Origin of the sequence: Laspinema olomoucense D3b (genome assembly GCF_025370785.1) — a bacterium.
GTDB classification, from domain to species: Bacteria; Cyanobacteriota; Cyanobacteriia; order Cyanobacteriales; family Laspinemataceae; genus Laspinema; species Laspinema olomoucense.
This window is the reverse complement of record NZ_JAMXFA010000004.1, coordinates 166,883-180,381: the sequence shown is the minus strand read 5'-3', so window position 1 is coordinate 180,381 and position 13,499 is coordinate 166,883. Positions and strand designations below refer to the sequence as shown.

Annotated in this window: 8 protein-coding genes; 7 read left to right on the top strand and 1 reads right to left on the bottom strand. The window is 50.0% G+C overall.

From position 1 onward, the window contains the following. Window positions 1-184: 184 nt before the first annotated feature. Window positions 185-3,391: a DUF7948 domain-containing protein gene (locus NG792_RS04375; RefSeq protein WP_261199507.1), complete on the bottom strand. Its 3,207-nt coding sequence runs from the start codon at window positions 3,389-3,391 to the stop codon at window positions 185-187. Window positions 3,392-3,810: 419 nt separating this feature from the next. On the opposite strand from NG792_RS04375, the gene glpX reads away from it, so the two are divergent. The 7 genes from glpX to NG792_RS04340 all read left to right on the top strand — a co-directional run bounded on the left by glpX (window position 3,811) and on the right by NG792_RS04340 (window position 13,380). After that, a complete protein-coding gene (gene glpX, locus NG792_RS04370) occupies window positions 3,811-4,848 on the top strand; it encodes a class II fructose-bisphosphatase (protein ID WP_261199506.1) in 1,038 nt (345 codons plus the stop codon). Window positions 4,849-5,244: 396 nt separating this feature from the next. Then, complete coding sequence (locus NG792_RS04365) at window positions 5,245-6,543, top strand: glutamyl-tRNA reductase (protein ID WP_261234665.1); 1,299 nt, start codon at window positions 5,245-5,247, stop codon at window positions 6,541-6,543. 606 nt (window positions 6,544-7,149) lie between these two features. Continuing rightward, window positions 7,150-10,179 carry a UPF0182 family protein gene (locus NG792_RS04360; protein ID WP_261234664.1) on the top strand — a complete coding sequence of 1,010 codons (3,030 nt, stop codon included), beginning with the start codon at window positions 7,150-7,152 and terminating at the stop codon, window positions 10,177-10,179. Window positions 10,180-10,258: 79 nt separating this feature from the next. Then, the gene (locus tag NG792_RS04355; protein ID WP_261199503.1) at window positions 10,259-10,477 is read left to right on the top strand and encodes a hypothetical protein; all 219 of its coding nucleotides are present in this window, start codon (window positions 10,259-10,261) and stop codon (window positions 10,475-10,477) included. Window positions 10,478-10,537: 60 nt separating this feature from the next. After that, entirely contained in the window at window positions 10,538-10,804 is a 267-nt protein-coding gene (locus tag NG792_RS04350; RefSeq protein WP_261199502.1) for a cytotoxic translational repressor of toxin-antitoxin stability system, read from the top strand. Between the two features lie 149 nt (window positions 10,805-10,953). Continuing rightward, window positions 10,954-12,540 carry a glucose-6-phosphate isomerase gene (locus NG792_RS04345; RefSeq protein ID WP_261234663.1) on the top strand — a complete coding sequence of 529 codons (1,587 nt, stop codon included), beginning with the start codon at window positions 10,954-10,956 and terminating at the stop codon, window positions 12,538-12,540. A 93-nt stretch (window positions 12,541-12,633) separates the two neighbouring features. Continuing rightward, the gene (locus NG792_RS04340) at window positions 12,634-13,380 is read left to right on the top strand and encodes a response regulator transcription factor (protein WP_261199500.1); all 747 of its coding nucleotides are present in this window, start codon (window positions 12,634-12,636) and stop codon (window positions 13,378-13,380) included. The last annotated feature ends 119 nt before the right edge of the window (window positions 13,381-13,499 follow it).

Below are 13,499 nucleotides of genomic sequence, written 5' to 3'. Positions count from 1 at the left end.
CTATTCAGAATAACGTACTAACCCATCGGCAGTGAAGACAAGGAGGGAAAACCGCACCGTTTCCCTCATCAGATTGGGAAAAAACCCTACCTCACCCGCCCCCAGGCACAGGGAATTCGCCGGAAAGACCTAACCCCCATTCCCCCCTTCCCTCGGAGGGAATGGGGAGACAGATATCACCTGATCACGGAGTCGCTACCCGTCCTTCCTGTAAACCGAACAGGACAAAATGCTCAAACGCACTGCTGAAGGCCCCGCGACTCAGGGCCCGGGCCACATCTATATTCCGGAACAAATAAGCCGACTCGCTGAATAGGGGGCTAGGTGAACGACCCTGGATTTCGCCCTGTTCGAGGAAATGCTGGAATCCACTCACGAAACCCCCGGCAGCAACGATCGCCGCAACGTCAGGATTTTGAGTCAGATAAAACGTTTCATCAAACGCCGGATTGGGGTTGCGCCGCTCAAATTGACCGGATTGCAGATAGTGACTGTAACCACTATTAAAAATCCCTGCGGCCACCGCTTCGGCAACATCGGGATTTTGGCGGAGGTAGAAACTTTCTAAAAACAGCTTGGCATTGCGATCGCGCCCTTCAAAAAATCCCGTCTGCACGAAATGTTCAAATCCACTCCCAATCTGACCCGTCCCTACAGCAAGAGCAACATCAGGGTTCTGGGCCAAATACTCCCCTTCATTGAAAAACTGGGTTGCTGCTGGACGGCCCTCATCTCGGCCAAACCGCAAATAATGTTCTAACCCACTGGGCAAATTCCCGGCAGCGACAGCTTCAGCTACTCCAGGATTTTGAGCTAAATAGGCCGCCTCATTAAAATACAGCGTCAGCGGATTGAGACCTCGTTCCGTCACCGACTGAATGAAGTTTTCAAAACGCGGTGGCGGTGGCGGTGGCGCAGGGGGTTCCGTGGGTGCTGGCGCAGGGGGGAAGGGTTCGGCACCCCCAGGACCCGGTAAAGAACCCGGATCCGGGGCCGGTGCTCCTACAGGGACAACAATCGGTTGCGTGGGGTTGATGGGTTGGGCGATCGCCACCACAAAGGCATCCCCTTGGACTCCCCCTGCCGCATTCGGCAACGGATTGACTGTGGCGAAATTCGCCGACGCACTTTGACCCGTTACAAACGCCGTTCCCACCGGATTCACCGCGATCGCATTCCCCGACTCAAACCCATTCCCGCCGAGATAGGTCAAGTAATCAATCGTCCTCCCATCGGCGAGAATTTTCCCCACAAACGCATCCCCATTCCCCCCAAATCCGGGCTGAATCGGCGCAACCTGGGGTAAATCAGAGGAGGTGGTTTCTCCGGTCAAATAGACATTTCCGCGATTATCGATCGCCATATCATTCCCCTCCTCAAACCCACTGCCACCGAGGAAGGTGGAATAAATCAAACTTTTTCCATCCGGTGCCAACTTGGTCACAAAAGCCTCGGATAAGCCATTTAACTGCGCTTGAAGGGGATTAACCTTGGGGAAATCGCCCACGGGAATCACCGCCCCAGGTTGACCATCTCGGGGGACTCCGGTGCTTCCGGCAATATAAACGTGACCTGCCGCATCCACGGCGATCGCATTCCCAATATCACTATCTCGTCCCCCTAAATAGGTGGAGTAAATTAACTGACTGCCATCACTACTAATTTTCGTAACAAACGCATCCCCACCCCCTCGATACCGCCGCTGCAACTCCGACACCAGGGGAAAGTTATCCGAGCTCGCTTGTCCCGTGACATAGATATTCTGGTTCCCATCCACCGCGATCGCCTGTCCCACATCATTCCCGAATCCACCCAGGAACGTGGAATAAAGCAGCCCTCCGAGGGGGTTAAACTTCGCCACCAACACATCAGACCCATTCGCACCAATGGTATTTTGCACCGCACCCTGCATCGGAAAATTTTCGGAAAAGGTTTGGCCAGTCACATAAAAATTCCCCTCATTATCGAGGGTAATACTATTCACCGAATCCGATCCCGCGCCTCCAAAATAGGTCCCGGTTTCGATAAATCCTCCATTAGCCGTCAGCTTGACAATAAATCCATCTGTTTCCCCATTAAATGCCGTCTGGGCTGCTCCCACGGTGACGGGGAAATTATCTGAACTGGTTTGTCCTACCACAAAGGCGCTGCCGCGACTATCAATGGCCACATCTAAGGCGCGATCGTTGTCCCGACCTCCTAAATAAGTTGAGTAGAAGGCGCTGGCCCCATCGGGAGCAATCTTGGTAATAAAAGCATCAAATTTGAAGGACTCGGGATTACTAATCGTCGATTGTAAGGGAATCCTTGTGGGAAAGTCTGTGGAAATGGTTCTTCCGGCGATATAGATATTTCCTTGGGCATCCAAGGCGATCGCATCCCCTTGGTCTTGCAGGGTCCCGCCCAAATAGCTGGAATATTGCAGGGTTGGGTCAATAATTAAGGCATAGTTGGGGTCATAAGCGCCTAACTCAAATCCAACTTGGCCATCCCCAAGTAATTCATACTCACCCGCCACCGCCACGCGACTGCCTTCAATATCCTGATAAATAATTGGTGCGCCCTCGATTAACTCACCCAAGGCCGTTTGCAGCACCAGCGCCCCCTCCCGCAGGGCGACTGCCTCAATTCCGCTATAGTCCAACCGAATTTGCCCCGGATCCGCTCCCGGGTCTACCACAAATTCCCGTTTCAGCGCCCCTTCGGTGCCGCGATAGACTAAATCAATCCCGTCATAAAGGTCCCGATAGGCAATTCCTTGGTAAGTGGGAACATTCCCCGACCAAGTGGACCCATCGGACCCGGATAAGAAATTCGCCAATCCGGGCAGGGGTTCTATTCCTTCTATCACCGGATTGCCATTCGCCCCGACAAACTCTAGGCGCACCACGGAAGATTGCACCTCATCAGATTCTGGGTCCGGTTGTGCTGCTGCGGTGAACACCACCTCATCTGGGGTAAAGAAAATTGCATGAGAAGCCCCTCGGACGGAAAAATTCACCGTGGGGTCAAATTGCCCCGCATTGGGAATAAAACTTAACGGTAACTGGCTTAAGTTGGGGACCTGTTCTCCAATCAAGGGGTCCCCGGGAGGATCTTCCGGTGAAACTGATTCCCCTGGGGCGATTGCCTGCGGCATAGCTCCGCTTACCGGCAACCGTCCTTCTGGCTGACCATAGAGCAGCCAATGTTGCCACCCACTCTCAAACTCGCCAGTCCCTACCGCCTGAGCCACATCGGGATAAGCATTCAAATAAAACTCAGCATCGAATCCGGTGCCTGCCGCTTCAGTGGAGAGAGGCCACAGCCCAGAGGCATTTACCAGACTAGACGGTTCTAGTGGCGATCGCCATTCGATTTCCAACCCCTCGACATCCATCTTGTTTTGCATCGTAAAAGTATTTTAAATCAGACCAAAGCATCACGATTCGGCAAGGGTAAGGCGTTCTGCCTGCTGGCTATCCATCGTGCTGGGTGTGATCATAGCCGATCATTTCCTTAGACCCACGGATTTTCCCGTTCCTCGGGGGAGTCCAGGCATTTCTTCACCCTCCCTCTTCCAGATTACCCGCTTGTCGTTGGTCATCGGTCCTTGGTCCTTCGTCCTTGGCCGTATAACCAATAACCAATGACCAATGACAAATGACCAATAACAAATGACCAATAACCAATAACAATCCCAGCCCTAGCAGCAAAACTTAACAAAAACTGAGTTAAACGCGATCGCTATGGGTATCCGTCCTCTGATAGACTTTTAGACGGTTGTAGCCAGAGAAAAGGCTGCTGATAGGCAGTTGGGAGGAAAATTCCGTGGATAGTGTAATCGGTTTAGAGATTATTGAAGTCGTCGAACAAGCCGCGATCGCTTCGGCTCGTTGGATGGGTAAAGGCGACAAAAATACCGCTGACCATGTGGCGGTAGAAGCGATGCGCGAACGCATGAACCGCATTCATATGCGAGGCCGCATCGTGATCGGCGAAGGCGAGCGCGATGAAGCTCCCATGTTGTACATCGGGGAAGAAGTTGGCATCTGCACCCAGGAGAATGCCAAACAATTCTGCGACCCCGAACAACTGATTGAAATTGATATCGCCGTTGACCCCTGTGAAGGCACCAACTTGGTCGCTTACGGACAAAACGGTTCGATGGCGGTTCTCGCCATTGCCGAAAAAGGTGGTTTGTTCCGAGCACCGGACTTCTACATGAAGAAGCTCGCCGCACCCGCCTGTGCCAAAAATCATGTGGACATCAATAAATCGGCCACGGAAAACCTGAAAATCCTCTCGGACTGCATGAGTCGCTCCATTGAGGAATTGGTCGTGGTGGTGATGGATCGTCCCCGTCACAAAGGCTTAATCGAAGAAATCCGCAACGCCGGAGCCAGAGTTCGTCTGATCAGCGATGGAGATGTCTCTGCCGCCATTTCTTGCGCGTTCTCCGGAACCAACATCCACGCGCTGATGGGAATCGGTGCGGCTCCTGAAGGGGTGATTTCTGCTGCTGCAATGCGCTGTTTAGGCGGTCACTTCCAAGGTCAGCTAATTTATGACCCCGAAGTGGTCAAAACTGGACTGATCGGCGAAAGCAAAGAAAGCAACATCGCTCGTTTGCAAGAAATGGGTATCACTGACCCCGATCGCGTTTACAACGCTGAAGAATTAGCCTCTGGCGAAACGGTGCTGTTTGCTGCATCCGGTATTACTCCCGGAACGTTAATGCAAGGGGTTCGCTTCTTCAAAGGTGGCGCTCGGACTCACAGTCTGGTTATTTCTAGCCAGTCGAGTACCGCTCGCTTTGTCGATACTATTCATATGTTCGACGCTCCGAAGAGCCTACAATTGCGCTAATCCAGACGCAGCGCGGTTAAGGAAGGAACGAAAGCAGGATGACCTCACAACTCTGCCGTTCCAGGGGTTAGAATCCTGCTGTTTGCTCAGCATAGTCTTTCCCCGGCGATCGCCAGGGTGACCCCTTCTGCCGGTGGTGCGGACCCCTCTAAAGTCCGCTCCCTCCCTCTCCTTCCCCAACCCGCCCTCAGTGCAGCGATGCCGGAGGTTTTTTCCTCCTGTACCCTGCTTCTTCCCCCTGCTCAATCCGCTCGGATTGCGCTGACCCCCCCGGGTTTCAGTTAGGATAAAAATAAAGACAACCCGATTAATTCAGTTCGCCAGAAATAGAATTTCATCGCTACGCTTGTCAAAAATCAAGAGGGCGTAAACGACTAAAAAATCCAGGGAGAAATCATGAATATTGCAGTCGTAGGTCTTAGCCATAAGACAGCACCCGTAGAAATTAGAGAAAAGCTGAGTATTCCCGAAACCCAAATTAAAGAGGCGATCGCTCATTTATGTAGCTATCCTAATATTCGAGAAGTCGCAATTCTCAGCACTTGTAACCGTTTAGAAATTTATATCGTAACGGGTGAAACCGACTCCGGCGTTCGTGAAGCTATCCAATTTCTCTCGGAACGCGGCCAATTAAACGTTCAGAAGTTACGACAACATCTGTTTATCTTGTTACAAGAAGATGCCGTCATGCATCTGATGCGGGTTGCAGCCGGTTTGGATAGCTTGGTCCTCGGAGAAGGCCAAATTTTAGCCCAAGTTAAAAATACTCACAAACTCGGTCAGCAACATAATGGGGTCGGACGCATTCTCAATCGTCTCCTCAAACAAGCCATTACCGCAGGCAAACGGGTTCGCACCGAAACCAGCATCGGCACCGGCGCGGTTTCTATCAGTTCCGCAGCGGTGGAACTCGCTCAAATTAAAGTCCAAAACCTCGCTCCCTACCGCATTGCGATTCTGGGCGCTGGTAAAATGTCGAAACTCTTGGTTCAACATTTACTCTCAAAAGGTGCTACCCAAATCACCATTCTCAATCGCACGTTACGTCGCGCGGAAGAACTGGCTGGGCACTTCCCGGATGCAGAATTAAAGCTGCATTTGATATCAGATATGATGAGCGTAATTTCTGAAACAGATATTGTTTTTACGAGTACCTCTTCTACTGAACCTATCTTAAATCGGTCTAAACTAGAACCGATTTTAAAACCCAATAGCTCGATCATGCTAATTGATATTTCAGTGCCGCGTAATGTGGATTCTGATGTCAATACGCTCACGAATGTCCATTCGTTTAATGTGGATGACTTGAAAGCAGTTGTCGCTCAAAACCAAGAAAGCCGTCGGCAAATGGCAATGGAAGCTGAGGGATTACTGGAAGAAGAAGTTGAAGCATTTGACGTCTGGTGGCGCAGTTTGGAAACTGTACCCACGATTAGCTGTTTACGCGATAAAATTGAAACGATTCGCGAGCAGGAATTGGAAAAAGCGCTGTCTCGTTTAGGGTCGGAATTTGCCGAAAAACATCAAGAAGTGATTGAGGCACTCACCCGAGGAATTGTTAATAAAATCCTGCATGATCCAATGGTTCAACTGCGGGCACAGCAAGATATTGAGGCTCGCCGTCAAGCGATGGAAACCCTCCGCTTGCTGTTTAACTTGGAGACAGAAACGCGATCGGGCGAACAGTACAGTTAGTCGGGAGTCCAGTTAAGGGAAGAAACCGGGGTTTTGGCCCAAATTTCTGCTTGCTCTGCACCAAAGGAAGGGACAAAACCCCGGTTTCTTGTCCCTGGAATCTTATTCTGTAGCGATGCTCTAGGTTAGGGCACGGGTTTCTTCTCATTTGCCCTGCCCGGTTAGGGGCGTATCAGGAGCATGAGCAGTCGTTTTCTCGGTCAGAGTCGGCTAATTCATTTAATTTGCATAGGGATTTTGTTAGAATTATTCGGAGCAAGACTGACGCCATCTATAAAATCTAAGAACATCGAAACCTAAATGGAGAGGCGATTCCCTTGGATGCTTAGGGTTTAACTTTAAAGATGGCCTCAGTCCTGTTGGGGTTTTATACTAAATTAGGCGCTTAAACCTCTAAGGGAACTCCCCAAAATAAAATCGAATTGGGGAGTTCCCCCCAACCCCCCTTTCCAAGGGGGGATTTAAGAGTGCAGATCAGGGCAGAGGGAGGATACTAGGAGTTTAAAAATTATGCAAATTAAGGGTATGAGGAAGAGGAGCGATCGCCATTCCCTGACTGATAATTCTACAATGACAGCTATATCTAAACTCTAAACTCTAAAATTCATGCTTAAAGGGTTAGGAAAACGCGCCTTTCAATGGATCGTAGCCGGATTAGGCGTATGGATGGGGATAGAACTCTTTACTTTTTTGAGTGCCGAAAGTCTGTGGTTTGAGGAACTGGACTACGAACGAGTCTTTTGGGTCCGCCTACTTACCCGCTTAGTATTGCTGGTGTTAGGACTGGGAATCACTGGAGGTTTAACTTTTGGGAATCTATTTCTGGCGAACCATCTTAAATACGGCAAATTAGATATCCTCAGTCGGGGACTGACGGAACCCCTGGGAGGGCGCGATCGCTGGAAACGGAATATTAGCCATCCCTTTGCCCAACCTAACCTCCCGAGTCCCAATTCCTATACTGCCCTCAACTTAGAATCCCTGCTGGCCCTCGTCATCCTCCTATCCCTGGGAATCTCCACTCTTTTGGTTTACTACGCTCAGGTTGTGGTGGATTATTGGCATCCCGGTTCCTGGTTACTCTTGAACTCACCCTCAGTGCCCCTGGGATTTGGACTCCAATCCAGCCAGGAAATCTTACAGCAAATGACCACAGACTGGTGGCAAATTGCCCTGTTGTTGCTGTTTACCTTGGCGATCGTTGTGGAACCTCGCTTACTCTATGCGATCGCCGCTGTCTTAAGCCTTTTCTTCGGTCTAGTCTTCTCGGGTCAGTGGGCAAAAGTGCTGCTGTTTTTCCACCCGATCGCCTTTAATATTACCGAACCTGTTTTTAATCGGGATATAAGCTTTTATATCTTTAACTTGCCCATTTGGGAACTCCTACAATTTTGGCTAATGGGAGTGCTTTTTTTCCTCTTCGCCGCAGTCACCATCCTCTATTTAGTCTCGGGAAATAGTATCAGCGAAGGGAAGTTTCCCGGCTTTTCCGAGGGGCAATTGCGTCACCTTTATGGATTGGGTGCGGCACTGATGGGGGCGATCGCCTTGCGGTATGCACTATTACGCTATGAATTGCTCTATACCAGCAATGCTGTGATTTATGGTGCAGGCTATACCCAGGCCAATGTAGAGGTCTGGAGCTATGGGGGCTTAGCCCTCTTATCCGGGGCACTGGCCATTTTCTTGCTCTATCTGACCTTTCGTAAACTAGAACCACATCACTTTAAACGGCTCAAACAGTCCTTGGGACTCTATGTGGCACTGGTGGCGATCGCCGGAGCCCTGCTGCCTTTCGCTGTGCAACGCTTGATCGTCCAACCCAACGAAATCGAACGGGAGCGTCCTTACATCGAGCGCAGTATCGCCTTCACCCGCCAGGGGTTCGGCCTCGATCGCATTGATGTCCAACTTTTCAACCCTGAAAATGCCCTAACCTTTGAGGATCTCCTCGCCAATGACCTCACCATTAATAATATCCGCCTCTGGGATACGCGCCCTCTGCTGCAAACTAATCGCCAACTCCAACAAATTCGGCTCTATTACAAATTTCCGGATGCAGATATCGATCGTTACACCCTGCGAAAAACCGACCCAGAATCGCAGAAATCTGTCACCGAACGGCAACAGGTCCTGATCTCAGCCCGGGAACTGGACTATAGCGGCGTTCCTACAGAAGCTCAAACCTGGGTTAACAAACACTTAGTTTATACCCACGGTTATGGGTTTACCTTGAGTCCCGTGAATACGGTGGGTCCCGGGGGATTGCCGGACTACTTCGTTCGCGATATTGGCATGGAACGCCAAACGGTGCAGGAAACGGCCAACGATGGCACATTAGGGATAGCAAATGAGCTGATTCGCACCAGCATTCCCATCGGACATCCCCGGATTTACTATGGGGAACTCACTGATACCGCAGTGATGGCACCAAGTAAGGTGCCGGAGTTAGATTATCCCCAGGGGGATGAGAATGTTTATAATAGTTATGAAGGGGCCGGGGGGGTGGGGATTGGCTCTTGGTGGCGGCGGTTAATCTTTGCCAAATACCTGAACAACTGGCAGATGTTGTTCACGGACAATTTTACCCCCGAGACGAAAGTTTTATTTCGGCGCAATATTAAGGACCGGATTCGGGCGATCGCCCCGTTTTTGGAGTTTGATAGTGATCCCTATCTGGTAGTGGCTAATACGCGCTTATATGAGTCGGGAATCACGCCTGCGGAACAACAGTTTCCAGAAAGTGATAATTATCTCTACTGGATTATTGACGCCTATACTATCAGCGATCGCTATCCTTATTCTGAACCGACTTCTCAGGAATTTAACTACATCCGCAACTCGGTTAAGGTCGTGGTAGATGCCTATAATGGCAAGGTCAAATTGTACATAGCTGACCCCTCGGACCCCCTGGTTCAGAGTTGGCAAGAGATTTTCCCCAATTTGCTCCAACCCTTAGATGCCATGCCCGTGGCCCTCCGCAGCCATATTCGCTATCCCCAGGACTTTTTTGAGGTGCAATCAGAACGACTACTGACGTACCACATGACCGATCCGAAAGTCTTTTATAACCGGGAAGACCAATGGCGGGTGCCGAATGAGATTTATGGCAGCAAGCAGCAAGTGGTTGAGCCTTATTATTTGATTATGAAATTGCCCACGGAAGTCTCAGAAGAATTTATTTTGTTGAACCTGTTTACGCCCATGAGTCGCAACAATTTAATAGGCTGGATGGGGGGGCGAGCAGATGGCATTAATTATGGGAATTTACTGCTGTACCAGTTCCCGAAACAACAGTTGGTTTATGGTCCCGAGCAAATTGAAGCCAGAATTAACCAAGATCCGGTGATTTCTCAACAGATTTCCCTGTGGAACCGCCAGGGGTCTCAGGCCCTTCAGGGGAATTTGTTGGTGATTCCCATTGAGCGATCGCTGCTGTATGTCGAACCGCTTTATATTGAGGCAGAAGAAAATAGTTTGCCTATTTTAGCCCGGGTGATTGTCGCCTATGAGAACCGCATCGTTATGGCAGAAACCCTGGAACTCGCCCTCAAGGCTGTTTTCCAGGGAGAAGAACAACCCACGGACCCCATTATTCGTCCGGTGGAAGACATGACGTTACCTGCGGTGAATTAAGGGGATTAAGGGTTTGTGGGAAATTTAGCCCAGTCCGCTACACTGACAAAAATCGCTGACTCAAACCTTGGAGGGATTCATGAAACTGCTCAAAAAAAGAGTTAGAAGTTTGCTCGTGCAACTCTATGAAGAGGTAGAGTTGCTTCCAGATGATGATTTGCAACAGGTCGGTGCTGTGGTAGAAAGTCTTTATTATGATCTGTATGTGCTTCGCTTCATTCAGCAAGCGAACCGCAGCCTGAAGCCTGGGGATAGCTTCACTCGTGAGGAAGCCTTACGATATTTGCGATCGCTATGATGGTGATGAGCGACCTATCTTTAAGTGAACATTTAGATTCAGGGGGAATAGATTGGGCCTGTGATTCTTGAAGCACGTTATAGTCGGTCTTTCCTTCTCGATCTTCGGCAGTTAGACCGAGCTAGTTTCGAGCGGGTGTACGATTTTGTCTTTTTCAAATTTATGCAGATTGAACGCATTCACGAGTTGCCGGAGTTACACCAACTCGGGTCTCATCCTATTTTTTATCGGTTTAGGCTGGATAACTATTTGGTGGCTATACAAGTTATTGGTCATTTTGTCAAGTTTTTACGGATTCTCCCTCTGCCAGACTTGAACGAACCCTAAGCTTTCCAGGGAAGTCATCCAGGGAGTGGCGGTATATCCTAGTTCAGGTTAACCACTGAAAGGCTCTAATTGTATCCGCATCCTGAGTCTGCTTCCACTGATATCGGTACACTTGTGTGTGGTGAAACAAAGATAAGTAGAGAGTTGTTATGGATGCTCGCTCACTCTGGAAACGATATCAGGACTGGCTCTATTATCATGAAGGGCTAGGACTGTACCTGGATATCAGTCGAATGAGATTCGATGAGACCTTTGTCGAATCGATGAAACCGAAGTTTGCTCAAGCCTTCGAGGAGATGAAGGCCCTAGAAGCCGGGGCAGTCGCCAATCCCGATGAAGGCCGGATGGTCGGTCACTATTGGTTACGAAATCCTGACATTGCACCCACCCCCGAACTCAAACAAGAAATCCTCGAAAACCTCAGCCATATCGAGGACTTTGCCCAAAAAGTTCATAACGGGACAGTCCACCCTCCCAACGCTTCCAAATTTACAGACATTCTCTCCATCGGCATTGGGGGATCGGCCCTCGGTCCGCAATTTGTCTCCACAGCCCTGGCCCCCGAATCTGCACCCCTGGGGATTCACTTCATTGACAACACCGACCCCGCAGGGATCGATGCCTTGTTAAATCACATCAAAGACCATCTGCCCACCACTCTGGTCCTGGTGATCTCTAAATCCGGTACGACCCCAGATACCCGCAACGGCATGATTGAGGTGCAAAAAGCCTTTGAGAGCATGAATCTTAACTTTCCCCGTCATGCTGTTGCCATTACCGGCCATGATAGCGCCCTGGAAAAACAAGCCCATCAGGAAGGCTGGATTGATACTTTCCCCATGCATGACTGGGTTGGAGGACGCACCTCGGAACTCTCTGGGGTGGGGTTAGTTCCGGCTGCTTTGCAGGGGATTGATATTCAAGGGATGCTGGCTGGGGCCAAAGAAATGGATGAAGCCACTCGCCAACCGGACCTCAAGGGCAATCCCGCTGCATTGCTGGCCCTCTCCTGGTACTTTGCAGGCAATGGACGGGGGGAAAAAGATATGGTGGTGCTGCCTTACAAAGACAGCCTGTTGCTGTTTAGCCGCTATCTGCAACAGTTGGTCATGGAATCCCTGGGTAAGGAGAAAGATTTAGCCGGGAATACGGTTTATCAGGGGATTGCGGTTTACGGAAATAAGGGGTCTACGGATCAGCACGCTTACGTTCAACAACTGCGCGAGGGGGTGCCGAATTTCTTCCTAACGTTTATTGAGGTTTTAGAAGACCGGCAGGGCCATTCCCCAGATGTAGGCCCGGGAATCACCACGGGAGATTATTTGTTAGGGTTTTTGTATGGAACTCGGGAGGCGATTTATGACAATCAGCGCGATTCCATTTCGGTGACGATTCCCCAGGTTAATCCCCGCACCGTTGGGGCTTTGATTGCGCTGTACGATCGCGCGGTGGGTTTATATGCCTCGTTGATTAACGTCAATGCCTATCACCAACCGGGTGTGGAAGCGGGTAAAAAGGCAGCTTCTGAGATTCTCGACCTTCAAACCCGAATTATGGAGGTGATTGCAGCGGAAGGGAAACCGTTATCCCTAGAGGAGTTGGCCCAGAAAGCGGATGCGAGCGATCGCATTGAAATGATTTATAAAATCCTGCGCCATCTCCATGCCAATGGACGGCAAGTGACTCTATCGGGTAATTTGGCCCAACCTGCCAGCTTAAGTGTCTCGGCTCGTTAAATCGAGTTGGCCTGACTCTGGATTTGACCTACGCTAGAAGTATAGACGCTACTCGGTGGCGTCTATACTTGTTCTGTTCCCCCTTTAGACCCCATGCCCTTGACGATTCTGATTGTTGATGACGATCCCGCTATTCGTCTGTCTATCTGCCATTATTTGGAGCAGTGCGGTTACTCTGCGATCGCCGCTCAGAATGGTCAAGAGGGTCTATTAAAAGTAGATGAATTTCAACCTCATTTACTGGTAACGGATATCATCATGCCCGAGATGGATGGGTATGAACTGGTGAAGCGCGTCCGCAAAAAACCGGCTTTACGGTTGTTACCTGTGATTTTTTTAACCGCACGTACCAGTACCCCGGAACGGATTTTAGGGTATAAACTCGGCTGCGATTTGTATTTACCGAAGCCGTTTGATTTGGATGAACTCGGTGCTGTCATTCGCAATCTGTTGGAGCGATCGCAGCTTATCCAGTCCCAGTGGCGATTTAATTCTGATGACTCCCTCTCTCCCGCTGGAGAAGCCAACCTCAAATCGCCCGTTGAGACCACCCCGTCCCTTCGGGCCACCCCTCCAAGGGAGGGGAATAAGCCTGTATCCCCGGCAGATAAAGCAACGGCATTAACGGCACAAGAGTCAGCGTTTACGATTCCTTTAACGCCCCGAGAACGAGATGTTTTAGATTTACTGGCGGAAGGTCTTTCTAATGCTCAAATTGGCGATCGCCTCCACTTGAGTCCGCGCACGGTGGAAAAATATGTGAGCGCGCTGTTGCGAAAAACCGAAACCAGTAATCGCGCTGGACTTTTGCGGTTTGCGATCGAGCATCACTTAGTTTAAAGGGTTCTTTGTTCTAACTTAATTTCAGACACATCAGCTTGGGGGTATAAAGATAAAATTCAGTCAATACAAAAACAAACAAAATCCCCCAGGGCAATCGCTTCCTGGGGTGGAAATCG